At 59.0% G+C, this 24,577-nt stretch carries 23 protein-coding genes; 9 read left to right on the top strand and 14 right to left on the bottom strand.

The genetic code is table 11. The features are described 5' to 3' along the window. Positions 1 to 67 precede the first annotated feature (67 nt). The 9 genes from pcaC to pcaR form a co-directional block, all read right to left on the bottom strand. Complete coding sequence (gene pcaC, locus AB3G35_RS08300) at positions 68 to 460, bottom strand: 4-carboxymuconolactone decarboxylase (protein WP_016779755.1); 393 nt, start codon at positions 458 to 460, stop codon at positions 68 to 70. A 9-nt stretch (positions 461 to 469) separates the two neighbouring features. After that, positions 470 to 1,261: a 3-oxoadipate enol-lactonase gene (gene pcaD / locus AB3G35_RS08295; protein ID WP_095040791.1), complete on the bottom strand. Its 792-nt coding sequence runs from the start codon at positions 1,259 to 1,261 to the stop codon at positions 470 to 472. A gap of 11 nt (positions 1,262 to 1,272) precedes the next feature. Next, entirely contained in the window at positions 1,273 to 2,625 is a 1,353-nt protein-coding gene (locus tag AB3G35_RS08290; RefSeq protein WP_369782492.1) for a 3-carboxy-cis,cis-muconate cycloisomerase, read from the bottom strand. 44 nt (positions 2,626 to 2,669) lie between these two features. Continuing rightward, the gene (locus tag AB3G35_RS08285; RefSeq protein ID WP_016779752.1) at positions 2,670 to 3,962 is read right to left on the bottom strand and encodes an MFS family transporter; all 1,293 of its coding nucleotides are present in this window, start codon (positions 3,960 to 3,962) and stop codon (positions 2,670 to 2,672) included. A 117-nt stretch (positions 3,963 to 4,079) separates the two neighbouring features. Further along, the gene (pcaF, locus tag AB3G35_RS08280; RefSeq protein ID WP_203304669.1) at positions 4,080 to 5,285 is read right to left on the bottom strand and encodes a 3-oxoadipyl-CoA thiolase; all 1,206 of its coding nucleotides are present in this window, start codon (positions 5,283 to 5,285) and stop codon (positions 4,080 to 4,082) included. Then, a complete protein-coding gene (locus AB3G35_RS08275; protein ID WP_169844882.1) occupies positions 5,282 to 6,064 on the bottom strand; it encodes a CoA-transferase subunit beta in 783 nt (260 codons plus the stop codon). Before AB3G35_RS08275 ends, pcaF begins: the two co-directional genes overlap by 4 nt. Then, on the bottom strand, positions 6,061 to 6,918 hold the full coding sequence (locus AB3G35_RS08270; RefSeq protein ID WP_016779749.1) for a CoA transferase subunit A: 858 nt from the start codon (positions 6,916 to 6,918) through the stop codon (positions 6,061 to 6,063). The genes AB3G35_RS08275 and AB3G35_RS08270 overlap by 4 nt, the downstream gene beginning before the upstream one ends. Positions 6,919 to 7,074: 156 nt before the next feature. After that, positions 7,075 to 8,421, bottom strand: coding sequence for an MFS transporter (locus AB3G35_RS08265; protein ID WP_016779748.1), 1,347 nt, complete (start codon positions 8,419 to 8,421; stop codon positions 7,075 to 7,077). A gap of 288 nt (positions 8,422 to 8,709) precedes the next feature. Next, on the bottom strand, positions 8,710 to 9,552 hold the full coding sequence (pcaR, locus tag AB3G35_RS08260) for a pca regulon transcriptional regulator PcaR (RefSeq protein WP_369782490.1): 843 nt from the start codon (positions 9,550 to 9,552) through the stop codon (positions 8,710 to 8,712). Between the two features lie 716 nt (positions 9,553 to 10,268). Between pcaR and AB3G35_RS08255 the strand changes: the two genes are divergently transcribed. Together AB3G35_RS08255 and AB3G35_RS08250 are read left to right on the top strand one after the other, a co-directional pair. Continuing rightward, on the top strand, positions 10,269 to 10,469 hold the full coding sequence (locus AB3G35_RS08255) for a hypothetical protein (protein WP_016779746.1): 201 nt from the start codon (positions 10,269 to 10,271) through the stop codon (positions 10,467 to 10,469). Positions 10,470 to 10,821: 352 nt separating this feature from the next. Beyond that, entirely contained in the window at positions 10,822 to 12,294 is a 1,473-nt protein-coding gene (locus AB3G35_RS08250; protein ID WP_083369805.1) for an inorganic phosphate transporter, read from the top strand. A 259-nt stretch (positions 12,295 to 12,553) separates the two neighbouring features. On the opposite strand, the gene ccoM is transcribed toward AB3G35_RS08250, so the two are convergent. The 3 genes from ccoM to AB3G35_RS08235 form a co-directional block, all read right to left on the bottom strand. After that, positions 12,554 to 12,664 (bottom strand): cytochrome c oxidase subunit CcoM, encoded by a 111-nt coding sequence (gene ccoM, locus AB3G35_RS08245; RefSeq protein ID WP_016779744.1) that lies wholly within the window; start codon positions 12,662 to 12,664, stop codon positions 12,554 to 12,556. A 147-nt stretch (positions 12,665 to 12,811) separates the two neighbouring features. Then, a complete protein-coding gene (locus AB3G35_RS08240) occupies positions 12,812 to 12,973 on the bottom strand; it encodes a hypothetical protein (protein WP_016779743.1) in 162 nt (53 codons plus the stop codon). Positions 12,974 to 13,052: 79 nt separating this feature from the next. Continuing rightward, positions 13,053 to 13,370: an aspartate-semialdehyde dehydrogenase gene (locus AB3G35_RS08235; RefSeq protein ID WP_086795984.1), complete on the bottom strand. Its 318-nt coding sequence runs from the start codon at positions 13,368 to 13,370 to the stop codon at positions 13,053 to 13,055. 172 nt (positions 13,371 to 13,542) lie between these two features. On the opposite strand from AB3G35_RS08235, the gene rapA reads away from it, so the two are divergent. Then, entirely contained in the window at positions 13,543 to 16,389 is a 2,847-nt protein-coding gene (gene rapA, locus AB3G35_RS08230) for an RNA polymerase-associated protein RapA (protein WP_083369804.1), read from the top strand. Positions 16,390 to 16,720: 331 nt separating this feature from the next. Continuing rightward, the gene (locus tag AB3G35_RS08225; RefSeq protein ID WP_369782489.1) at positions 16,721 to 18,706 is read left to right on the top strand and encodes a putative bifunctional diguanylate cyclase/phosphodiesterase; all 1,986 of its coding nucleotides are present in this window, start codon (positions 16,721 to 16,723) and stop codon (positions 18,704 to 18,706) included. 155 nt (positions 18,707 to 18,861) lie between these two features. Here the strand turns inward: AB3G35_RS08225 and AB3G35_RS08220 are convergent, their stop codons facing one another. After that, entirely contained in the window at positions 18,862 to 19,167 is a 306-nt protein-coding gene (locus tag AB3G35_RS08220; protein ID WP_016779739.1) for a DUF2288 domain-containing protein, read from the bottom strand. A gap of 5 nt (positions 19,168 to 19,172) precedes the next feature. Next, entirely contained in the window at positions 19,173 to 19,391 is a 219-nt protein-coding gene (locus tag AB3G35_RS08215; protein WP_369782488.1) for a hypothetical protein, read from the bottom strand. A gap of 135 nt (positions 19,392 to 19,526) precedes the next feature. On the opposite strand from AB3G35_RS08215, the gene AB3G35_RS08210 reads away from it, so the two are divergent. From AB3G35_RS08210 to AB3G35_RS08190, 5 genes are all read left to right on the top strand, one after another. Beyond that, the gene (locus AB3G35_RS08210; protein WP_369782732.1) at positions 19,527 to 20,654 is read left to right on the top strand and encodes a branched-chain amino acid ABC transporter substrate-binding protein; all 1,128 of its coding nucleotides are present in this window, start codon (positions 19,527 to 19,529) and stop codon (positions 20,652 to 20,654) included. Positions 20,655 to 20,902: 248 nt separating this feature from the next. Next, complete coding sequence (gene livH / locus AB3G35_RS08205) at positions 20,903 to 21,826, top strand: high-affinity branched-chain amino acid ABC transporter permease LivH (protein WP_016779736.1); 924 nt, start codon at positions 20,903 to 20,905, stop codon at positions 21,824 to 21,826. Next, positions 21,823 to 23,079, top strand: coding sequence for a high-affinity branched-chain amino acid ABC transporter permease LivM (locus tag AB3G35_RS08200; RefSeq protein ID WP_016779735.1), 1,257 nt, complete (start codon positions 21,823 to 21,825; stop codon positions 23,077 to 23,079). Before livH ends, AB3G35_RS08200 begins: the two co-directional genes overlap by 4 nt. Then, a complete protein-coding gene (gene livG / locus AB3G35_RS08195; protein WP_369782487.1) occupies positions 23,076 to 23,843 on the top strand; it encodes a high-affinity branched-chain amino acid ABC transporter ATP-binding protein LivG in 768 nt (255 codons plus the stop codon). The genes AB3G35_RS08200 and livG overlap by 4 nt, the downstream gene beginning before the upstream one ends. Continuing rightward, positions 23,844 to 24,545, top strand: a complete 702-nt coding sequence (locus AB3G35_RS08190) for an ABC transporter ATP-binding protein (protein WP_016779733.1) — start codon at positions 23,844 to 23,846, stop codon at positions 24,543 to 24,545. The last annotated feature ends 32 nt before the right edge of the window (positions 24,546 to 24,577 follow it).

Here is a 24,577-nt window from a genome sequence, read left to right as displayed (position 1 = left end):
GACTTTACGACGACTTCGTCGCCGATCGCAGCCTCGTGCCTCGGCAGCGGCTACAGGGTTGCGGCTGTTACTCCCGCGACTCAACCCCCAACTCATCCCACACCGATTCAGCCAGGTGAAAAGTGGCATTGGCCGCCGGAATCCCGCAATAGATAGCACTTTGCATGATCACTTCCTTGATCTCGGCCCGGCTCACGCCATTGTTGGCCGCGGCGCGCAAATGCAGCTTGAGTTCTTCATTGCGGTTCATGCCAATCAGCATCGCGATGGTAATCAGGCTGCGGGTATGGCGCGGCAAACCTGGGCGGGTCCAGATATCACCCCAGGCGTGGCGGGTGATCATTTCCTGGAACTCACTGTTGAACTCGGTCAGGGCATTGAGGCTGCGGTCGACATGGGCATCACCCAGTACCGCACGGCGTACCTGCATGCCTTCGTCATAACGTTGTTTCTCGTCCACAAAAAATCCTCAGGCCGTTAACAGGAATTGCACTACGCGCTGGCTGAAGGCATCGCCTGCCTGCACGTTGGACAGGTGCGCGGCGTAAAACTCGGCGTACTGCGCGCCACGCACATGTTCCTGGATAAAGTGGCTGCCCGCAGGCGGCGTGACGGCATCTTCAGTACCCGCAATCACCAGCGTGGGCACCTCTATGGAACCCAACTGGTCGCGAAAATCCGCATCACGCACGGCAGCACAGTTGGCGGCGTACCCTTGCGGCGAAGTCGCGGCAAGCATGTCGGTAATCCGCTTGGCCTGGTCAGGATTGGCCTGGGCAAAATCAGGGGTAAACCAGCGGGCAATGGAGGCGTCGCGCAACCCGGCCATCGCCGCAGCACCGTCACGCAGGACCATCTCGATGCGCGGGTTCCACACCGCAGGCTCGCCAATTTTGGCGGCGGTGTTGCACACCACCAGCTTGTGCAGCCGCGAACCGGCATGGATACCCAGCCACTGGCCAATCAGCCCACCCATCGACAGCCCGCAAAAATGCGCCCGTTCTATATGCAGTGCATCGAGCAGCGCCAGTACGTCGCCACCTAGCTGTTCAATGCTGTAAGGCCCCTCGGTGACCAGCGACTGGCCATGCCCGCGGGTGTCATAACGCAGCACCTGAAAATGCTCGGCGAACGCCGCCACCTGGGTGTCCCACATTCCCAGATCGGTGCCCAGCGAGTTGGACAGCACCAGTACCGGCGCGCCTTGCGGGCCATCCAGGCGGTAGTTGAGTTCACCTTCAGCAAGTTGTACACGTCCCACGAGCTTCTCCTTTAGAGGACCAACGCAAAATGTTCGGCCCGCGCACGCTCGACCCACGTCGTCGCCTGACCAAGGTAATGGGCCGGATCAAGCAGACGATCCAGCTCGTGCGCACTCAAGTGCGCGGTGATCTGCGGCTCATCGCCCAGCACGGCACGCAAATGGCGCTGTTCGGCTACCGCGCGTTTGCAGCACTGCTCCAGCAAATGGTGCGCAGTCTCACGCCCTACCCGCTGCGCCAGCACAATGCTCACCGCTTCAGCCAGCACCAGGCCGTGGGTCAGGTCGAGGTTGCGCGCCATGCGTGCGGAATCCACTTCCAGGCCGCGGGCAATGCTCAATGCCTGAGCCAGCGCACCGGACACCACACAGCAAATCTCGGGCAGGGTTTCCCATTCGGCATGCCACAAGCCCAGGCTGCGTTCGTGCTCCTGAGGCATGGCACTGAACAGAATGCTCAGCAACCCCGGTACTCGCGTCGCGGCGCTGATCAAGACCGCCGAACCCACCGGATTGCGCTTGTGCGGCATGGTCGAGGAGCCGCCCTTGCCCGGCGCCGACGGCTCGAATACTTCCGCCACCTCGGTCTGCATCAGCAGGCTGATATCCCGGCCAATCTTGCCCAGGCCACCGGCGATCAGGCCCAGAACTGCGGCAAATTCCACCAGACGATCACGCTGGGTATGCCAGGGCTGCTCAGGCAGACTCAGGCCCAGTTCATCAGCCAGTGCCTGTGCCACCGGCATGGCCTGATCGCCAAGGGCGGCCAGGGTGCCGGAAGCACCGCCAAACTGCAGGCACAGTAAACGCGGTTTGAGCTCGTGCAGACGCTGGCGGCTACGGGTCACGGCCCCCAGCCAGCTGGCGATTTTCATGCCCAAGGTCAATGGAGTAGCCTGCTGCAGCCAGGTGCGCCCGGCCAAAGGCGTCGTGGCATAGCGCTGGGCCTGCGCGGCGAGCACATCCGCCAGCTGCGTCATGTCACGCTCGATCAACCCCAGGGCGGCGCGCAATTGCAGGACCAGACCGCTGTCCATCACATCCTGGCTGGTGGCACCCAAATGCACATAGCGCTCAGCTTCGGGGGCGCTGCTGGCAATCTGCTTGCCCAGCGCCTTGACCAACGGGATCGCAGAGTTGCCGGCACTGGCGATCGCCATGCCCAGCGCTTCGAAATCGTAGAGTTCTGCGCGACACGCCGCTGCAATCGGGGCAAGCGCAGAGAGAGGAATCACCCCGACCCGGGCTTGCGCCCGGGCCAGTGCCGCTTCGACGTCGAGCATGGCCTGTACCCGGCCATGATCGCAAAACACTTGCCCCATGGCCTCGGCCGTAAAGTACGCATCGAACAGCTGATCACTCATAAAACTTCCTTGGAAGGCACGCGCCACTGGCGCGCGCGGCAACATCACAAATCGTGGTGCAGGTACTTGGGCTGCTTGGGCAGACGGAAGCTGAACAGGAACGCGATGGCCATCATCACCGTCACATACCAGTAGAAGCTGTTTTCCATGCCCATCGATTTAAGCCCCAGCGCCACGTACTCAGCCGAACCACCAAAGATCGCGTTGGCCACGGCATAGGCCAGGCCCACACCCAGCGCACGCACCTGGGGCGGGAACATCTCGGCTTTGACCAGGCCGCTGATCGAGGTGTAGAAGCTGACAATCGCCAGCGCCAGGGTAATCAGGACAAAGGCCAGGAACGGACTGCTGATGGTTTTCAGGGTCAGCAGGATCGGCACCGTACACAGCGTACCCAGCGCGCCAAACCAGAGCATGTTGTTACGCCGGCCGATCTTGTCCGCCAGCATGCCGAACAACGGCTGCATGCACATATAAAGGAACAGCGCGCCGGTCATGATGTAACTGGCCGTCTTGGCGTGCATACCGGCGGTGTTCACCAGGTATTTCTGCATATAGGTGGTAAAGGTGTAGAAAATCAGCGAGCCGCCTGCGGTGTAACCCAGCACGGTAATAAACGCCGCTTTATGGTCACGAAACAACGCCCTCACACTGCCGGCGTCCTTGTCCTGACGGGTTTCGGCGCTGGTGGTTTCTTTCAGGGTGCGACGCAGCAACAACGAAATCAGCGCCGCAATGGCACCGATCACAAAGGGGATGCGCCAGCCCCAGGCCCGCAGTTCATCTTCTGACAGGAACTGTTGAAGGATCACCACCACCAGCACCGCCAGCAGTTGCCCGCCGATCAGCGTCACATACTGGAAGGAGGCAAAGAAGCCGCGCTGGCCCTTGAGTGCCACTTCACTCATATAGGTCGCAGTGGTGCCGTATTCGCCACCCACTGACAGGCCCTGAAACAGCCGCGCCATCAACAGCAAGGCCGGAGCCCAGGCGCCGATCGAGGCGTAGGTCGGCAAAAAGGCAATCACCAGTGAGCCGGCGCACATCATCAGCACCGAGATCATCATGGAATTCTTTCGCCCATGCTTGTCGGCCACCCGGCCAAACAGCCAGCCACCGATGGGGCGCATTAAAAAGCCGGCAGCAAAGACCCCGGCAGTGTTCAGCAACTGCACAGTCGGGTCATCGGAAGGGAAAAACGCCGGTGCAAAGTAGATTGCACAGAAGGCGTAAACGTAGAAGTCGAACCATTCGACCAGGTTGCCGGAGGACGCACCGACAATCGCAAAAATCCTTTTTTTGCGTTCCTCTCCCGTGTAGTGAGTTGCTGTTGTCATCTTTATTTACTCATCAGGTTTTAGTTGCAATCAGACACACCTTGCAACATGTAACGCCGCAACCGCAATAAGCCGAACGACTGAGGCAGCAGTCGTTCAGCTTTAACTGTAGCTCTATCAGACCCGTTCGATAGCCAATGCCAGACCTTGCCCAACGCCCACGCACATGGTTGCCAGACCTTTCTTGCCGCCGGTTTTTTCCAGCTGATGCAAAGCCGTCATGACGATACGTGCGCCGCTCATGCCCAGTGGATGGCCCAAGGCTATTGCCCCGCCATTGGGGTTCACCTGCGGCGCGTCATCTGCCAGCCCCAGCTCGCGCATAACCGCCAGACCCTGGCTGGCGAAGGCTTCGTTGAGTTCGATCACATCAAAATCGCTCACGGCCAAACCCAAGCGCTCCACCAGCTTGCGCACCGCCGGCACCGGGCCGATACCCATCACTCGCGGTGCCACACCGGCGCTGGCCATGCCCAGTACACGGCCGCGGGCAGTCAGGCCATGACGTTTGACCGCCTCGGCCGAGGCCAGGATCATCGCCGCGGCGCCGTCATTCACCCCTGACGCATTGCCGGCAGTGACGGTCTTGTCCGGGCCGTTGACCGGCTTGAGCTTGCCCAGGGTTTCCAGGCTGGTGTCGGCACGCGGGTGTTCATCCTGTTCAACCACGGTCTCGCCTTTCTTATGGGCGATACGCACCGGCACGATTTCTTCGGCAAAGTAGCCTGCGGCCTGGGCAGCAGCAGTCCGTTGCTGGCTGCGCAAGGCGAAAGCGTCCTGATCGGCGCGGGAAATGTTGTAATCGTCCGCCACGTTGTCTGCCGTTTGCGGCATCGGGTCGACACCGTATTGGGCTTTCATCAGCGGGTTGATAAAGCGCCAGCCAATGGTGGTGTCTTCCAGCTTCATATTGCGCGAGAACGCCGCATCGGCCTTGCCCATCACAAACGGCGCACGGGACATAGACTCGACGCCACCGGCAATCGCCAGTTCCATTTCACCGCTGGCAATGGCGCGGAACGCCGTGCCGATGGCGTCCATGCCCGAGGCACACAGGCGGTTTAGGGTCACGCCGGGAATGGTGTCCGGCAGCCCCGCCAGCAGCGCGGCCATGCGTGCCACGTTGCGGTTGTCTTCACCGGCCTGGTTGGCGCAGCCGAAAAACACTTCGTCGACTTCGTTCCAGTTCACTCCCGGGTTGCGTTCGATCAGCGCCTTGATTGGCGCGGCAGCCAGATCGTCAGCACGAACGGCGGCCAGGCCACCGCCAAAACGGCCGATGGGGGTACGAATCGCGTCGCAGATATAGACGTCACGCATCATGCTTCTCCCGGAGCCTGACCGTGGGCCAGCGCAGTGCGCGCTTCGAGGTCACGCAAGGCGCCGAGTTCGACGTCAGTCGGGGCAGCGTTTTCCAGCACGTTATCGGCGAAGCGAATGGCCCAGCCGGTGGCAGCAATGACCTGCTCACGGGTCACGCCCGGGTGCAGTGCGGTGACTACAAATTCGTTGGTCTGTTCTTCAGGTTCCATCGTACACAGGTCGGTAATGATGCCCACCGGCCCCGCACCCGGCAGCCCCAGACGTTTGCGTGAGTCGCCGCCCTCGCCGTGGCCCACCGAGGTAATGAAGTCCAGCTTGTCGACAAATGAACGGGCCGACTGCTTGAGGATAATCAGCACGCTTTTTGCGGAACCGGCGATCTCCGGCGCCCCACCCGCCCCTGGCAGACGCACTTTGGGCTGGTGATAATCACCCACGACCGTGGTGTTGATATTGCCGAAGCGGTCGACCTGGGCGGCGCCCAGAAAGCCGACATCGACCCGGCCGCCCTGCAGCCAGTAACGGAAGATTTCACTGGTGGAGACCACGGTGTCAGCCGTTTCGGCCAGTTCACCGTCGCCAATCGACAGCGGCAATACATCAGGCTTGGCCCCAATCGGGCCGGACTCGTAGATCAGCACCACATCCGGAGACGAGGTCAGACGCGCCAGGTTGGCCGCCTTGGAAGGCAAGCCAATGCCGACAAAACACACCGAACCGTTTTTCAAACGGCGGGCCGCCGCAACGGTCATCATTTCATTGGTGGTGTAGGTCATTATTTAGCCTCCGAAGCGCGGGCCAGCTTGGCCTGGAACTCACTGAAATTCGCAGTGCCGTGGATGTATTCATTGATCCAGGCAGTAAAGGTCTCACGGTCGCGGGCAATCGGGTCCCACGCTTGATAGAAGCGGTTATCGCGCTCGGTATAACCATGAGCGTAGGAAGGATGCGCCCCACCCGGCACATGACACACTGCGCTCAAGGCCCAGGTTGGCAGCACGCAGGCATTCATGGGCGCTTGCAGGTCGTCGACGATTTCTTCAACGGTGACGATGCAGCGCTTGGCCGCCAGGGCCGCTTCTTTCTGCACCCCCAGGATGCCCCACAGCAGCACGTTGCCCTTGCGGTCGGCCTTTTGCGCGTGAATCACCGTGACATCCGGGCGCACCGCCGGTACTGCGGCCAGTACTTCGCCAGTAAACGGGCAAGTGACGGTCTTGATCAGCGGGTTGACCTTGGGCAAATCAGACCCTGCGTAGGCACGCAGTACGGCAAACGGCAGGCCCGAAGCTCCCGCAACGTAGGCATTAGCCAGGTCGGCGTGGCTGTGTTCTTCAATTTCCAGCGCTTGCGGCCACTGTTTTTCCACGGCATCGCGAAGACGGTGCAGGGAACCCACGCCCGGATTGCCGCCCCAGGAGAAAATCAATTTGCGCGCACAACCGGCACCGATCAACTGGTCATAAACCAGGTCAGGCGTCATCCGCACCAGGGTCAGGTCTTTCTTGCCCTGGCGGATGATTTCATGACCCGCTGCAGTCGGAATCAGGTGAGTGAAACCTTCAAGAGCAACGGTGTCACCATCGCTCACAAATTGTTTCACCGCGTCGTGTAACGAAATGATGTCTGCCATCTGGGGTAGCTCCCGTTTCTTGTAGGCCACTGCGGTTGAAGAAGGTGTGCCAGAGCGGCACCGGATGTTCAGCAGATTAAGCCGCAGCCTTGGCCCAAACAATCCGATAATCGACTATGTGTTCGCTAATCGAACACATAGTTAGCCTGCTGCCTATCAGGTTGCATCGGCATGGCTGACCATGCCTTTGATCAACACAGCAGCAGTCGCCAGGGCGGCCGGAATCACCAGCGCGGTCAGCACTTGCTCGAAGTTCCAGCCTAGGCCGAGCAGGGTTGCGCCCATCCAGGCCCCCAGAATGGCGCCGAAGCGGCCGATGCCGAGCATCCACGACACACCGGTGGCACGCCCCTGAGTGGGGTAAAAGCGTGCCGCCAGTGACGGCATGGCCGATTGCGCCCCGTTGACACACATACCCGCCACCAGCACCAGGGTGGCTAGCACGGTGATATTGCCCAGGCTCTGGCCCACTGCGTAGGCAAACACCCCGGCCAGCAGGTAGAAAATGCCGATCACCTTGTGCGGGTTGAACCGGTCCATTGCCCAGCCCACCCCTACCGCACTCAATACCCCGCCGAACTGGAACAAGGCACCGATAAACGCCGCCTGCTCCATGCTCGCGCCGCTGTCACGCATCAGCGTCGGCAGCCAGCTGGTCAACAGGTAAACAATCACCAGCCCCATAAAATAGGTAAGCCAGAGCAACAGGGTGCCGGTGCTGTAGGTACCGGAAAAAATCACCGCAAACACGTTGCGCGCCTTCACGGTTTTCTGCTCCGGCACGCTGAAGCTCGACGCCCGGGCCACCTGTGCAGGGTCGATCGGGGCCAGGGTCTTGCGGATACGTTCGACGCTGCGGTTGCGCACTACCAGGTAGCGCGCCGACTCCGGCAACCAGAACAGCAACACCACGGCAAGTATCAGCGGCAGTACCCCGCCAATCAGCAGCAGGCTGTGCCAGCCGAACATCGGGATCAACTTGGCCGAGACAAACCCGCCGCCCGCCATGCCAAGGTTGAAGCCGCAAAACATGCTGGTCACCAGCAACGACTTGTGGCGCTCGGGGGTGTATTCCGAGAGCAAGGTGGTGGCATTGGGCATGCCGGCGCCCAGCCCCAACCCGGTCAAAAAGCGCAGTACCAGCAACTGATCGACGTTGCTGGCGTAGGCCGAGGCCAGGCTGAAGCCGCCAAACACCACCACAGCCGACACCAGCACCACTTTGCGACCAAAGCGATCCGCCAATGGCCCGGAGCCCAGGGCGCCAAACACCATGCCGATCAGCGCGGCGCTCATCACCGGGCCCAGGCTGGCGCGGTCAATCCCCCAGTCCTGGGACAGGGCAGGCGCGATAAAGCCCATTGCCGCTGTGTCCAGACCATCGAGGAAGACAATCAGAAAACACAGGATCACCACCCGCCATTGGTAACGCGACAGGGGTTGGGCATTGATAAAGGCCTGCACATCGAGGCAGTTGCCGACAGAAGACTGGGGTGAATTCATTATTTTTATACCGGGTAAAAAACCAGGGCGAACGAAAACCGGCCGGGGGCCAGCGGCTCACATTAATAGCTATCGGGGGATCAGAAAGTCGGTGGGCGACTGCGCAATGGCAGCGTCAGGGGAACAGTCATGGCATGTTGCCTCTTCTCATTATTATTTGGCCTGCCCGGCAAGGACGCTTGAGCGGACTTGCAAGGCGGCGCTGAGGCGACATTAATCAGCCCACTGCCGCCATGCAATTCGATAAACGCTTAACTGTGCGTTTATCGAACGCTTAGTTTTCCCTCATCAACTAAACAGCTGGGTGCTCAGCTCGCGGCTGGCGTTAAGCATGATCGGCAAAAAACGCTGCTCCAGCTCCGTGCGCGTAACCCGCCCGGCGTGGGTGCTGACGTTAAGGGCGGCCAGCACTTGCCCCGAAGCGTCGTAGACCGGCACGGCAATAGAGCGCAGGCCTTGTTCCAGCTCCTGATCGACCACACACCAGCCTTGCTCGCGAACCTGCTGCAAACACTCAAGCAACGCTTCGGGAGCGTGCAAGGTGCGGCTGGTCTTGGCCTGGAATTCGCCGTGGGCCAGATACTCGTGCAGGGTCACATCGTCCAGCGCCGCCAGCAGGATGCGGCCCATTGACGTGCAATACGCCGGCAAGCGGCCGCCGACCGACAGATCAACCGAAATCAGGCGCTGGGTGGTGGCCGAGCGGGCGATATAAAGAATGTCATCGCCTTCGAGGGTGGCCATGTTGCACGCCTCGTGCAATTGCTCGCTCATGCGGTCCAGATAGGGCTGGGCCGAGACCGCCAGCGGCGTGGATGAGAGGTAGGCATGGCCCAGGGTCAGTACTTTGGGCAGCAGCGAATAGGTACGCCCGTCAGTGGTCGCATAACCCAATTTGATCAGGGTGTACAAACAGCGTCGAACGGCTGCCCGGGGGATTTCGGTGCGATGGCTGATCTGTGCGATGGTCAGATGCCGCTTGCGCTCCTGAAACGCCTGCACCACCGCCAGGCCACGGGCCAGTGATGACATGAAGTCAGGATCACCGGTAAACGCCTGAATGCGCTTGGCCGGCGACGCCACAATCGGTGGCGCGATACTGGCAACGGCATTGTGCAATCGATCATTCATTCCCAACCCCCAGCTTCAGCTATTTATAGTTATGCCTTGTCGGCCGATTATCGAACTGCTGGCCGATAATCGCAATGCGTCGCGCACCGGGCGATGTGCACATGCTTTTGTACGATCTTGAATCATTCTAGTTGGGTGACAATTCTTTCACTTGGGGTTTATTACAATCAGACGCCTGCGATAAATGATAGAAAACGTCTGTTTTATATGTATTCAGGCCAAGTTCAGCTTCAGCCTTAAATAACTTGAGGATCAATAACCGAAGGGGCAGCACTAATAGACTCAGTGGGTGCAATTGCCCGGGGCAAGGCGCAGGCTAATTCACCATTATTCATAACAGATCACACATCAGGAAGTTGACGCGTGTGAAGTTATTCGGCGATAGTAGCTGCACTTCTCGACTATTGAGAATGCCCAAGTTATTGAGAGCACAAGGTCAAGCCTGTGCAGCAGATTGGATCCAACCATGGTGTTGCGTTCAATGAGCACTCGCAGCTTGCCCGGCAAGTGCATCGCGTGTTGTTTACCCCGGGGGTGGACACTTGAAACGGCGACGTCCATGTTTGTATCCATGACGTGGCCGAGTGCATTGTGTGGTGTATGTAAGCATGACGTTAGTTGTAGGCCTTTGTCTTATTGCCTGTCATTCGTCAAATGAATCAACCTCCACGCACGGTGATTCACCCGGTTCAAACTCAACTCAATTAGGTAAGACAGTGACAAAAGACGAACTGCGCGCAGAACTTGAGCGACAGGAACAACGATTCAAGGATGTTTACGGTGGTGAAGTGACCACCTACGCTGCCAAACCCGAACCCGGGCGCAAACCCTGGCGCAAACGGGCCAGTTTGCTCGACCAGGCGTTCACTCAAGAAATCCAGAAGATCGAAAAAGAGCTCAAGGCCGAAGAGCCCTGACCTGCACCTGAAAATCTGCCAGCACTGCCCCTGCGGCCCCTTGCGTGCTCGCCATTTGCATGAGCCGATATGGCTGTTTGCTATGCCTGAACCTGAAGCTGCACCGTTGCGCCCTCTGATTTAAGAAATTTCATCTATCTAAATCAGACCTGCGCCACGGCCTGCGTGCGCCTCTGAAAAAGCCCTATAGCCTTTGCTATCAGTGGCTTGAAGGGGATTCCCTACGCTAGCTAGCGGAGGATTCTTACAGGTTTTTTCATTTATAGATGTTACCAACGGGCAGCTAGTGCATTGATTAGCGGGGTTTTCTGGCATAATCCGCCCCCCTTTATGACCGTGTCAGAAAACCTTCATGATCGATCTATTAAGCGGATTGGACGCCTGGGTTCTTATCAGCCTCTTCTTCGCCCTAGCCTTTGTTCTCGCGTTTGAGTTCATCAACGGCTTTCATGACACCGCAAACGCGGTAGCGACTGTCATCTACACCAAAGCCATGCCGCCTCACCTGGCGGTGTTCTTTTCCGGTGTGTTCAACTTCCTCGGCGTTCTGCTGGGCGGGGTCGGCGTGGCTTATGCCATCGTTCACCTGCTGCCGGTAGAGCTGCTGGTCAATGTCAACACCGGACATGGCCTGGCCATGGTGTTCTCGTTGCTTGCAGCCGCCATCACCTGGAACCTCGGCACCTGGTACTTCGGCATTCCGGCGTCAAGCTCGCACACCCTGATCGGTTCGATCCTGGGCGTGGGCCTGGCCAATGCCCTGATCAGCGGCATCCCGGTCAGTGACGGGGTGAACTGGCAGAAGGCTATCGATATCGGTGCCTCGCTGGTGTTCTCGCCAATCGCCGGTTTCGTGGTTGCGGGCCTGGTGCTGGTCGGCCTGAAGTGGTGGCGCCCGGGGTCCAAGATGCACAAGACCCCCGAGCAGCGCCGCAAGCTGGATGACAAGAAGCACCCGCCGTTCTGGAACCGTCTGGTTCTGGTGATCTCGGCCATGGCGGTCAGCTTTGTGCACGGTTCCAACGATGGCCAGAAAGGCATTGGCCTGATCATGCTGGTCTTGATCGGCATCGTGCCAAGCGCGTTCGTTCTGGATCTGAACAGCACCACTTATCAGATCGAGCGTACCCGTGACGCTACCCTGCACCTGAGCCAGTTCTACGAGCGCAACAACGCCTCGCTGACCGAGTTCCTGGCCCTGGGCAAAAGTGTCAAAGGCGACCTGCCGGATCAGTTCAGCTGCAACCCGCAGCAGACCGAACCGACCATCGCCGCCCTGCTGAGCTCGCTCAAGGGCGTGGCGGACTACCACTCGATCCCGGCTGAAAAGCGTATCGAGATCCGTCGCTACCTGCTGTGCCTGGACGACACTGCAAAGAAAGTCAGCAAATTGCCAGTGCTTGATTCCCGCGAAAAAGCGGACCTCGAAAAACTGCGCAAAGACCTGACTGCCACCACCGAATACGCCCCGTTCTGGGTAATTCTGGCGGTTGCCCTGGCCCTGGGCCTGGGCACCATGGTGGGCTGGAAGCGGGTGGTTAAAACCATCGGCGAGAAGATCGGCAAGCAGGGCATGACTTATGCCCAGGGCATGGCCGCACAGATCACCACAGCCTTTGCCATCGGCATGGCCAACGTGTTCTCCCTGCCGGTATCGACGACGCACATTCTGTCGTCGGGCGTGGCGGGCACCATGGTCGCCAACAAGAGCGGCCTGCAGGGCGGTACGATCAAGACCATCCTGATGGCGTGGGTGCTGACCTTGCCGGCCACCATCGCACTGTCTGCGACGCTGTTCTGGCTGGCTTCCAAAGTGCTTGCCTGATAGCTGCGCTGCACAAAAAAGGTACGACCCTCACGGGTCGTACCTTTTTTTATGCCCGCAGCTTATATGCAAAAAATTGTGGGAGCGGGCTTGCCCGCGATGGCATCGACTCAAAGTACCTGACAGATCGCGCCGCCTGCATCGCGAGCAAGCCCGCTCCCACAGCATTTGCGTAACACTCGTTTTTCACAGGCAAAAAAATAGGCGACCGAAGTCGCCCAAAATGCCTTGCGTGCTCATGCCATAAAAAGACCTAGCGCTATTTGCGCTTCTGCGAGTCTTTCCAGATAAAAATGCCCAGACCAGCGAAGAACAACACCATAAGGCCGACCGTTAGTACTCCGGCGATAACCACATTATCGAGAAACATGACGGCCTCCTGCGCTCTGTTTGTTTGTCTGTTGAAGCTAGATTAACCACTGGCGCAGGCGCACAACTTGACCGGGATCAATAGTGATCCACGGCCAGTTCGCAGTTGAGGGAATTAGTTGACGCAGATCATCGAAAACGCGGCAGTTCAGCGCTTTTTCGGTTTTTTCTTCGGCTTTTTCGCCGCTTTTGCCAACGGCATTGCCTGTTCGAATGCCTTGCGCACTTCGTTCAGGCGTTTTTCATTGAGATCATGTACCCGTTTGGCGCGCTCGGCACCCAGGTCAACCAGCTTGGTGTCTTGGCTCATAAGCAAATCAGACCACTGTCAGTATGTTTCAGTACGCCAATAATGCGACGCACATCCGGCCCTGACCAGAAAAAACCACCTAGACCTTGATATCGACCCACACACCCTGGCGCTGCGTGCCATCAACCTGGGGCTTGTCTGGCGCAATGTCATCACTGCCCGACGCTGCCTCATCGCCCTGCTCCAGAGCCTCACGACGGCGCTTATCGTGCTGGCGCTGCTGCTCTTCGCGCAATAACAACGTGGCCTGATCGGCATCGCTGTGTTTGAGGTCAATCGCACTCTCGCTGGAAGTGGCCTGTGTAGACGCAACAGGAGGGATGTCCGGTCGCGGGCGAACCGGGTCCTGCCCTGAGGTCACAGGGACAACGCCAAGCGGCAAAATGGACGGCAGCATCGTTATTGTTCTCCTGTCGGCAGACTGTCGGTGCCAGCCAGTGGTCACTGGCCACTGGTCGATAACTGCGCTGGCATCCTGGCAAACCGCACAGCTTTTTGTGAGAGTCCTTTGGACTGGGGCCTTTGATCCGTTAATATACTCGGCTTTTTCAAAGCGGGAGTCAGGCAGCATGGCGCAGCAGTATCAACCGGGGCAACGCTGGATTAGTGACAGCGAAGCAGAGCTAGGTTTGGGCACCGTTCTGGCACAGGACGGTCGCTTGCTGACCGTGCTCTATCCGGCCACTGGCGAAACCCGCCAATATTCGCTGCGCAACGCACCGCTCACGCGTGTACGGTTCTCGCCGGGTGACACCATCATCCACTTCGAAGGCTGGAAGATGACCGTGCGCGAAGTCGAGGACGTCGACGGTCTGATGGTCTACCACGGCCTCAACGAGCGAAACGAAGCCGTTACCCTGCCAGAAACCCAACTGTCGAACTTTATCCAGTTCCGTCTGGCCAGTGACCGCCTGTTTGCCGGGCAAATCGACCCGCTGTCCTGGTTCTCGCTGCGCTACCACACCCTCGAACACACCAGCCGTCAGCTGCAATCGCCGCTGTGGGGCCTGGGTGGCGTGCGTGCGCAGCCTATCGCGCACCAACTGCATATCGCCCGTGAAGTCGCCGACCGTATCGCCCCGCGCGTTCTGCTGGCCGACGAAGTGGGCCTGGGCAAAACCATCGAAGCCGGCCTGGTGATCCATCGCCAGTTGCTCAGTGGCCGTGCCAACCGTGTACTGATCGTAGTCCCGGAAAACCTGCAGCACCAATGGCTGGTCGAGATGCGTCGCCGCTTCAACCTGGAAGTGGCGCTGTTCGACGAAGAGCGCTTTATCGAAAGCGACGCCAGCAACCCGTTCGAAGACTGCCAGCTGGCCCTGGTTGCCCTGGAATGGCTGGTGGACGATCCCAAGGCCCAGGCCGCGCTGTTTGATGCCGACTGGGACCTGCTGGTGGTCGACGAAGCGCACCACCTGGTGTGGCACGAAGACAACGTCAGCCCCGAGTACGGCTTGGTAGAACAACTGGCTGGCGTAATCCCCGGCGTGTTGCTGCTCACTGCCACCCCGGAACAACTGGGCCAGGACAGCCACTTTGCGCGCCTGCGCCTGCTGGACCCGAACCGTTTCCACGACCTGGCCGCCTTCCGCGCCGAAAGCGAAAACTATCGCCCGGTGGCCCAGGCCGTACAGGAGCTGCTGGATAAAGGCAGCCTGTCCCCTGAAGCCCACAAAACCATCCACGGTTTCCTCGGTGCCGAAGGCGATGCCCTGCTGGCCGCCGTCAATGATGGCGATGCCGAGGCCAGCGCCCGCCTGGTGCGTGAGCTGCTGGACCGCCACGGCACCGGCCGCGTGCTGTTCCGTAACACCCGCGCCGCGATCCAGGGCTTCCCGGAACGCAAGCTGCACGCCTACCCACTGCCGTGCCCGGCCGAATATCTTGAGCTGCCGCTGGGCGAACACGCCGAGCTGTACCCTGAAGTCAGCTTCCAGGCCCAGCCGGACGCCAGCGATGAAGAACGCTGGTGGAACTTCGACCCGCGCGTCGAATGGCTGATCGACACCCTGAAAATGCTCAAGCGCACCAAAGTGCTGGTGATCTGCGCCCACGCTGAAACCGCGATGGACCTGGAAGACGCCCTGCGCGTGCGTTCCGGTATTCCTGCGACGGTGTTCCACGAAGGCATGAACATTCTTGAGCGCGACCGTGCTGCGGCCTACTTCGCAGACGAAGAATTCGGCGCCCAGGTACTGATCTGTTCTGAAATCGGCAGTGAAGGTCGCAACTTCCAGTTTGCCCATCACCTGGTGCTGTTCGACCTGCCGGCCCACCCGGACTTGCTGGAACAGCGTATCGGCCGTCTGGACCGGATCGGCCAGAAGCACGTGATCGAACTGCATGTGCCGTACCTTGAGACCAGCCCGCAACAGCGCCTGTTCCAGTGGTACCACGAAGCGCTGAACGCGTTCCTCAACACCTGCCCGACCGGCAACGCCCTGCAACATCAGTTCGGCCCACGCCTGCTGCCGTTGCTTGAAGCGGCGGACGATCAAGAGTGGCAAGCACTGATCGACGAAGCCCGGGTTGAGCGCGAGCGTCTGGAGCAAGAGCTGCACACTGGCCGCGACCGTCTGCTGGAGCTTAACTCCGGTGGTTCGGGTGAAGGTGAAGCGCTGGTTGAGGCGATTCTTGAGCAAGACGATCAGTTCACCCTGCCGATCTATATGGAAACCCTGTTCAACGCCTTTGGCATCGACAGCGAAGACCATTCGGAGAACGCGCTGATCCTCAAACCGAGCGAAAAAATGCTCGACGCCAGCTTCCCCCTGGGCGACGACGAAGGTGTAACCATCACCTACGATCGCGACCAGGCGCTGTCGCGCGAAGACATGCAGTTCATCACCTGGGAACACCCGATGGTGCAAGGCGGCATGGACCTCGTGCTGTCGGGTTCGATGGGCAATACTGCCGTCGCCCTGATCAAGAACAAGGCCCTCAAGCCGGGTACCGTCCTGCTTGAGCTGATTTACGTCAGTGAAGTGGTTGCCCCGCGCTCCCTGCAACTGGGCCGCTACCTGCCGCCTGCCGCCCTGCGCTGCCTGCTCGATGCCAATGGCAACGACTTGTCGTCGCGCGTGGCCTTCGACACCTTGAACGAACAGCTGGAAAGCGTACCCCGCGCCAGCGCCAACAAGTTCGTCCAGGCCCAGCGCGACCAGCTGACGCCGAAGATCAACGCCGGTGAAGCCAAGATTGCGCCACGTCACGCCGAGCGTGTGGCCGAAGCCCAGCGCCGTCTGGCAGCCGACACCGAAGAAGAACTGGCACGTCTGACCGCCCTGCAGGCCGTCAACCCGAGCGTGCGTGACAGCGAACTGATTGCCTTGCGCAAGCAGCGCGAACAGAGCCTGGCCATGCTTGAAAAAGCTGCCCTGCGCCTGGAAGCCATTCGGGTGCTGGTAGCGGGTTAACGCAATCGCAGTTGCTATGGAGCGACCAAAAGCTCCGTAGCAGCTGACGAGCGGAGCGAGGCTGCGTCCGGCGACGCAGTCGTCGTAAATTCAGGCCTGCGGTATGTCAGGTAAAACTGTGCTTTCAGGCTTTACGACGGCTTTGCCGTCGGACGCAGCCTCGCTCCGCTCGTCAGCTGCTACGGATTGTTTTTAGACTATAAACCCCCGCCCTAATAACAAAATGATAACCATCATTTTGCCATCACCCCTGTCACTGCCAATCCAGCTTCTATACTCGACCCCAAGCTAGCACCCTACGACTAGCGCATCTGGATCGCCGAGGCGTGCAATGGACAGTTCGGGGTTGCAACTTTTGGCTGAACCCGCAGACAACCAACTGCTGTTGATCGGCGGCTATAACCCCTATTTGCTGTTTCTGGCCTGGCTGGTTGCCTGCACCGCCTGCGTGGCCACGCTGAATCTGCTCGACCGCGCTGCCAATGCAGAAAAAGCAGCGGCCAAAACCGTTTGGCGATGGATAGGTGTCTGTTGCCTGACCATCGGTATCTGGACCATGCACAGCATCTGCATGCTGGCTTTTTACTCCCCGCTCGATGCGCGCTACAACGCTGTTATCGCGTTGGGCTCATTACTGATTGCCCTGATCATTGTGCAAACGCTCAACAGCACCACCGCCTGGCGCTCCACCGGCGGCCTGCTCCATCAATTTTATAAATATGCCCTGTGCATGCTTGCTGCAGGCGGCCTGCTCGGCACTCACTTCATCATTGGCGACACACTGGCGGGCAGTCCGGATGCAGCCAGCAACAACTGGCAACTGGCCCTTGTGGTAGGCGTCATCGCCCTGCTGCTGATTGGCAGTTGCATCAGCGCCACGATTGTCGACAAGAAGCTGCAACTCAAGGAGCACGATCTGAGGCGCGTCAACGCCTTGCTCAGTCAGCTCGACCAGGCTCGCGCGTCCTTGCAGCAAGTGGCGCATTTCGACCCGCTGACCAACCTGATCAACCGTCGTGGTTTCAATCAGCTGTTTGCTGAAAAACTCATCGACTGCGCCGCCAGGAACACCAGGCTCGCCGTGATGTTCCTCGACATTGACCACTTCAAACGCATCAATGACAGCCTGGGGCATGACGCCGGGGATGAACTGCTCAAGACCATAGCCACGCGCATCAAGCACGCCATCCGCAGCCACGATGACGTGGTTGCACGGTTCGGCGGTGACGAGTTCTGCATTCTGATCAACCTCAGCCAGCGCGATGAAGCGCAAAGCATGGCCCAGCGCATCATGCTCAAACTCAAAGAGCCCATCGAGCTGTCAGGACGCCAGATGGTAATGACCACCAGCATCGGCATCAGCGTATTCCCTGAAGACGGCACAAGCAGTGCAGAACTGCTCAAGCACGCCGATCTGGCGCTGTATCAGTCCAAGGGCAGCGGGCGTAACACCCTGAATTTTTTCAGCTCCAACCTGAAAACCCGGGCTTACCTGGAGCTGCAAATTGAAGAGGAGCTGCGCAATGCGCTGAATGAGGACAAGGGGCTGCTCCTGCATTACCAGCCCATCTTCGACCTCAAGAGTGGCCGGGTCGCCAAGCTGGAGGCCCTGGTGCGCTGGCAGCACCCTGAACACGGTTTGCTGGGCCCGGAGCGTTTTATCAGCATCGCCGAGGCCAACGGGCTGATCGCCAGGCTCGACCATTGGGTGTTGCGCAGAGCCTGCCATGATCTCGCCGCCCTCTCCCGCCTGGGCTGGCAGCACCTGGGCATTGCCGTTAATTGCTCGGCGCTGAGCCTGGCACGCATTGAGTTGGCCGACGAAATCGAAAACGCCCTGCGCACATCCGGCATTAGTGCCCAACGACTGGAGCTGGAAGTCACGGAAAATGCCCTGATGTGCAATTTGAACAGCACCTCGCAGTTGCTGCGCCAGATCCGCGCGCTGGGCGTGTCACTGTCCATCGACGATTTCGGCACCGGCTATTCGTCCCTGGCTTACCTCAAGCGCCTGCCGCTCAATACCCTGAAAATCGACCGTTCTTTTATTCAGGACATCCCGGCATCCAGCCAGGACATGGAAATCGTCCAGGCCATTATCCTCATGGCCCATACCCTGCACCTGCAGGTGGTCACCGAAGGCGTCGAAACCACCCGCCAGTTCGAGTTTCTCAACCAACTGGGCTGCGACTTCATCCAGGGCTACCTGCTCAGCCGCCCCGTACCTTGCGAGGCGCTGCCAGAGATTCTTCTACAGCTCGACAAACGCCCGATACCCGCACCCGACCACGCCACCTTTGTGCTGACCAGCCAATAGCGATACCGCCGGAACACAGGCACAAAAAAACGCCACAGGGGTAACTGTGGCGTTTCTCTACGGCATATTGCCACTACGCGAAGGCGGGTTACTGAGCTACACACTCCGGGCTCTTCACAGCAGTGCAAACAAATGCGCCGGTTTGGTGCGCAGGGTTATTTTTGCGCCCTTTCCTGGACCATCACCCAAGGCGAAACCACCACAGCCCACAGCTGCGGGTCACGTTCAAGAACGTCTAGCGCCTGAGCTTCAGTCATCTTGCCAAGCAAGCCGGACGCCATCCAGGCCGAGACTTTCTCTGCATCATCCTGAGTCACGGCCTGCGCCGCCTCGATCAAGTCCAGCCCGGGTTCGACCCACAGCAAATCACCTTTGGCAAAGAAGGGCTGCAGGGCTTTCCATTCAATAGTTGAGGTCTCGCCAAGCAGCTTGGCATAGAGGGTGCTAGGTTCTTGATTCATGGGTTTCACCGGGTAAAAAAATCGGCGTCATGATAACGCTGCACACCCGGTTGAAAAACCCGGCTTTTCAGGTAAGTCGCGAGGAAAGAGCAGAGGGCCCGAGGCTGCAGTGTTGATGTGGCAACATTCTGATAACTATCAACCGCCAAACGCGCCGCTTTTATGTCTTTTTCTTTCGTTATAGCGACATTTCCTGTTTTTTCCCCCGCCAGCCAGCTATTCAAGCGCTGAATCGGCGCTCTACACTGTACCGGTACAGTTGCAGGGGGGATTGACCGGGAATTTCGCAACAAGAAGACCCGGTCCGGCTGCCTTGGCTTCCAGGACTATAAAAATTACAACAGAAGAGTGGAGCACCAATAAAGATGGCTACGAAGCAGATTACTAAACTGTTTGCCGCTATGGTTTTGGCCGGGTTTGCCAGCCATTCATTTGCCGCAGACACCATCAAGATCGGTATTGCCGGCCCTAAAACCGGGCCTCTGACTCAGTACGGCGACATGCAGTTCGCAGGCGCAAAAATGGCCATCGAACAAATCAACGCCAAGGGCGGCGTTGATGGCAAAAAACTTGAAGCCGTTGACTACGATGACGCCTGCGACCCGAAACAAGCGGTTGCCGTGGCCAACAAAGTGGTCAATGACGGTATCAAGTATGTTGTCGGGCACCTGTGCTCCAGCTCCACTCAGCCTGCTTCGGACATTTACGAAGACGAAGGCATCATCATGATTACCCCGGCCGCCACCGGCCCGGAAATCACCGCTCGTGGCTACAAGATGATCTTCCGCACCATCGGTCTGGACAGCGCCCAGGGCCCTGCCGCTGGCAACTACATCGCGGATCACATCAAGCCTAAAGTCGTTGCGGTATTGCACGACAAACAGCAATACGGTGAAGGCATCGCCAGCGCCGTTAAAAAGACCCTCGAAGACAAAGGCATCAAGGTTGCTGTCTTTGAAGGCGTCAACGCGGGTGAAAAAGACTATTCCTCGGTCATCGCCAAGCTCAAGCAAGCCAACGTCGACTTCGTCTACTACGGCGGCTACCACCCTGAGCTGGGTCTGATCCTGCGTCAAGCCAAAGAGAAAGGCCTGAACGCCAAGTTCATGGGCCCTGAAGGTGTGGGCAACGAGTCCATCTCGCAAATCGCCCAGGGCGCTTCCGAAGGCCTGCTGGTTACCCTGCCAAAAGCCTTCGACGCCGATCCGGAAAACAAGGCACTGGTTGACGCCTTCGCCGCCAAAAAGCAGGACCCTACCGGTCCATTCGTGTTCCCGGCCTACGCCGCAGTTGAAGTGATTGCCGGCGGTATCGAGCAGGCGAAAAGCGAAGACCCGGCCAAAGTCGCTGAAGCCATCCACAAAGGTACGTTCAAGACGCCTACCGGTAACCTGAAGTTTGACGCCAAAGGTGACGTGGAAGACTTCAAGTTCGTGGTCTACGAATGGCACTTCGGCAAGCCGAAAACTGAAGTAAGCCCTCAGTAAGGGTCGGTTCCTGACCTGAAAACAAGCCCACTGCTCAAGCGGTGGGTTTTGTTTTACAGGCCTGCGGTTCATGGAAATGGGGCCGCGCTTTCGTGATCCGAAAGCCTGCCCACCTGAAAATCTTTAAAACCGTCACCAGCGGTTCGCTGGCAGAAGACCTGTGCTCCAAGTGGGTGAAAACCCATACGGCCCGGGCCGGAAAATGACTCCACCAGTGAAATGCGTCTCAGGTTTTTAGGAGCTTTGTAATGCCTGACATCTATCACTTCTTCCAAATGCTGGTTAACGGCCTCAACGTTGGCAGCACCTATGCCCTGATCGCCATCGGCTATACGATGGTTTACGGCATTATTGGAATGATCAACTTCGCCCACGGCGAGGTGTACATGATTGGTTCCTATATTGCGTTTATCGCCATCGCCGGCCTGACCATGATGGGTCTGGACAGCGTGCCACTGCTGCTGACTGCCGCGTTTATCGCCAGCATCGTGGTCACCAGTGCCTACGGCTACAGCATCGAACGGGTTGCCTACCGTCCCCTGCGCGGCAGTAATCGCCTGATCCCGCTGATCTCCGCGATCGGCATGTCGATCTTCCTGCAAAACACCGTGCTACTGGCACAAGACTCCAAAGACAAATCGATCCCCAACCTGATCCCCGGCGGCTTCACCTTTGGTCCTGGAGGCGCCAGCGAAGTTATCGTTTCCTACATGCAAATCGTGGTCTTCGTCGTCACGTTCCTGGCCATGCTCGGCCTCACCCTGTTCATCTCTCGCTCGCGCATGGGTCGCGCCTGCCGCGCCTGCGCTGAAGACATGAAGATGGCCAACCTGCTGGGCATCAACACCAACAACGTGATTGCGCTGACCTTCGTGATCGGTGCGGCCCTGGCAGCTGTTGCCGCGGTACTGATCAGCGTGCAATACGGCGTGATCAACCCCAACGCGGGGTTCCTGGTAGGCCTCAAAGCCTTTACCGCTGCGGTACTGGGCGGCATTGGCAGTATTCCCGGGGCGATGCTCGGTGGCCTGGTACTGGGTGTAGCGGAAGCCTTTGGTGCCGATATTTTCGGCGACCAGTACAAAGACGTTGTGGCTTTTGGCTTGCTGGTGCTGGTGTTGCTGTTCCGTCCGACCGGCATTCTGGGGCGTCCGGAGATTGAAAAAGTATGACTAGGAATCTTAAGTCGGCGCTCTTCAGCGCCCTGTTGGTCTGGGCCGTCGCCTACCCGGTACTCGGTCTGAAACTGACGATTGTCGGGATCAACATCGAAGTTCACAACACCAGCCCGTTGATCCTGAGCGTGATCGCGATCTGCTCCCTGCTGATGTTTGTGCGCGTGTTCTTCAACCAGCAACTGAGCACGGCCTGGAAAAACTCCCCCAGCCTGCCAAAAGTGCCTGCCAAGGCCACCAACTTCCTGACCCTGCCCAGCACCCAGCGCTGGATCATTCTCGGCCTGGTCGTGGTGGCACTGGTCTGGCCGTTCTACGGCTCGCGCGGCGCGGTGGACATCGCCACGCTGATCCTGATCTATGTGATGCTCGGCCTGGGCCTGAACATCGTGGTCGGCCTGGCGGGCCTGCTCGACCTGGGTTATGTGGGCTTCTATGCCGTGGGTGCCTACACCTACGCGCTGCTCTCGCATTACTTCGGCTGGAGCTTCTGGGTCTGCCTGCCGTTGGCCGGGATGATGACCGCCACCTTCGGCCTGCTGCTGGGCTTTCCGGTGCTGCGTCTGCGCGGTGACTACCTGGCCATCGTGACCCTGGGCTTCGGTGAAATCATCCGCCTGTTCCTGCGTAACCTGACCGATATCACCGGCGGGCCAAACGGCATCAGCAACATTCCCAAACCCACCCTGTTCGGCCTGAGCTTCGACAGGACCGCCGCCGAGGGCATGCAAACGTTCCACGAATACTTTGGCATCGCCTACAACTCGATCAACAAGGTCATCTTCCTGTACCTGATCGCGCTGGTGCTGGTGTTGCTGGTGCTGTTCGTGATCAACCGCCTGCTGCGCATGCCTATCGGCCGCGCCTGGGAAGCGCTGCGTGAAGACGAAATTGCCTGCCGTGCCCTGGGCCTGAACCCGACCGTGATCAAACTCTCGGCCTTCACCCTGGGCGCGACCTTCGCAGGTTTCGCCGGTAGCTTCTTTGCTGCACGCCAGGGCCTGGTGACACCGGAATCGTTCACCTTCCTTGAGTCGGCGATCATTCTGGCCATCGTGGTACTGGGCGGCATGGGCTCGCAACTGGGGGTCATCCTGGCCGCCGTGGTGATGATCCTGCTGCCGGAAATGATGCGTGAATTCAGCGAATACCGGATGCTGCTGTTCGGAGCCCTGATGGTGCTGATGATGATCTGGCGTCCACAAGGTTTGCTGCCTATGCAACGTCCTCACCTGGAGCTGCGAAAATGAGCCGCGAGTTACTCAAAGTCAGCGGCCTGAGCATGCGCTTTGGCGGCTTGTTGGCGGTGAACGGCGTAGCCCTGACCGTCAAGGAAAAACAGGTGGTGTCGATGATCGGCCCTAACGGCGCCGGCAAGACCACCGTATTCAACTGCCTGACCGGCTTCTACAAGCCGTCAGCCGGCAGCATAGTGCTCGCTGGCGAGTCCATCGAAGGCTTGCCGGGCCATGAAATTGCGCGCAAGGGCGTGGTGCGTACCTTCCAGAACGTACGCCTGTTCAAGGACATGACGGCGGTGGAAAACCTGCTGATTGCCCAGCATCGCCACCTCAACACCAACTTCCTGTCGGGCCTGTTCAAGACCCCGTCATTTCGCAAAAGCGAACGTGACGCCCTGGACTACGCCGCGTACTGGCTGGACAAGGTCAACCTGACCGAATTCGCCAACCGCCCGGCGGGCACCCTGGCCTACGGCCAGCAACGCCGCCTGGAAATCGCCCGTTGCATGATGACCCGCCCACGGATCCTGATGCTCGATGAACCGGCGGCAGGTCTGAACCCCAAGGAAACCGAAGACCTCAAGGCCCTGATCAGCGTCTTGCGCAACGAACACAACGCCACCGTGCTGCTGATTGAGCACGACATGAAACTGGTCATGAGCATTTCCGACCATATCGTGGTGATCAACCAGGGCACGCCTTTGGCAGACGGGACGCCGGAACAGATCCGCGACAACCCTGAAGTGATCAAAGCCTATTTGGGGGAAGCGTAAATGCTGCAATTTGAAAACGTTTCGACCTTTTACGGCAAGATCCAGGCCCTGCACAGTGTCAATGTGGAAGTACGTCAGGGCGAAATCGTCACCCTGATCGGCGCCAACGGTGCGGGCAAATCGACCCTGATGATGACCCTGTGCGGCTCGCCACAAGCCCATAGCGGCAGCATCCGTTACCTGGGCGAAGAGCTGGTGGGGTTGAGTTCGGCGCAGATCATGCGCAAAAGCATCGCCGTTGTACCCGAAGGGCGTCGGGTGTTTGCTCGTTTGACCGTGGAAGAGAACCTCGCCATGGGCGGGTTCTTTACCGAAAAACGGGAATATGAGGAGCAAATGGACAAGGTCCTGCACTTGTTCCCACGCCTGAAGGAGCGCTTTACCCAGCGCGGCGGCACCATGTCCGGTGGCGAGCAGCAAATGCTCGCCATTGGCCGGGCGCTGATGAGCAAGCCCAAGCTGCTGTTGCTTGATGAGCCATCCCTGGGGTTGGCACCGATCATCATCCAGCAGATCTTCGACATCATCGAGCAACTGCGTAAAGAGGGTGTAACGGTGTTCCTGGTGGAGCAAAACGCCAACCAGGCACTGAAAATTGCCGACCGCGCCTATGTGCTGGAAAACGGCCGGGTGGTGATGCAAGGCACCGGTGAGCAATTGCTCAACGACCCGAAAGTGCGTGACGCTTACCTAGGCGGCTAAAGCTGCCTGTATAACAAAACGGCCCTTAGGGG

This window comes from Pseudomonas sp. WC2401, assembly GCF_041200115.1.
GTDB classification, from domain to species: Bacteria; Pseudomonadota; Gammaproteobacteria; order Pseudomonadales; family Pseudomonadaceae; genus Aquipseudomonas; species Aquipseudomonas fragi.
This window is presented reverse-complemented; position numbering and strand designations above follow the sequence as displayed.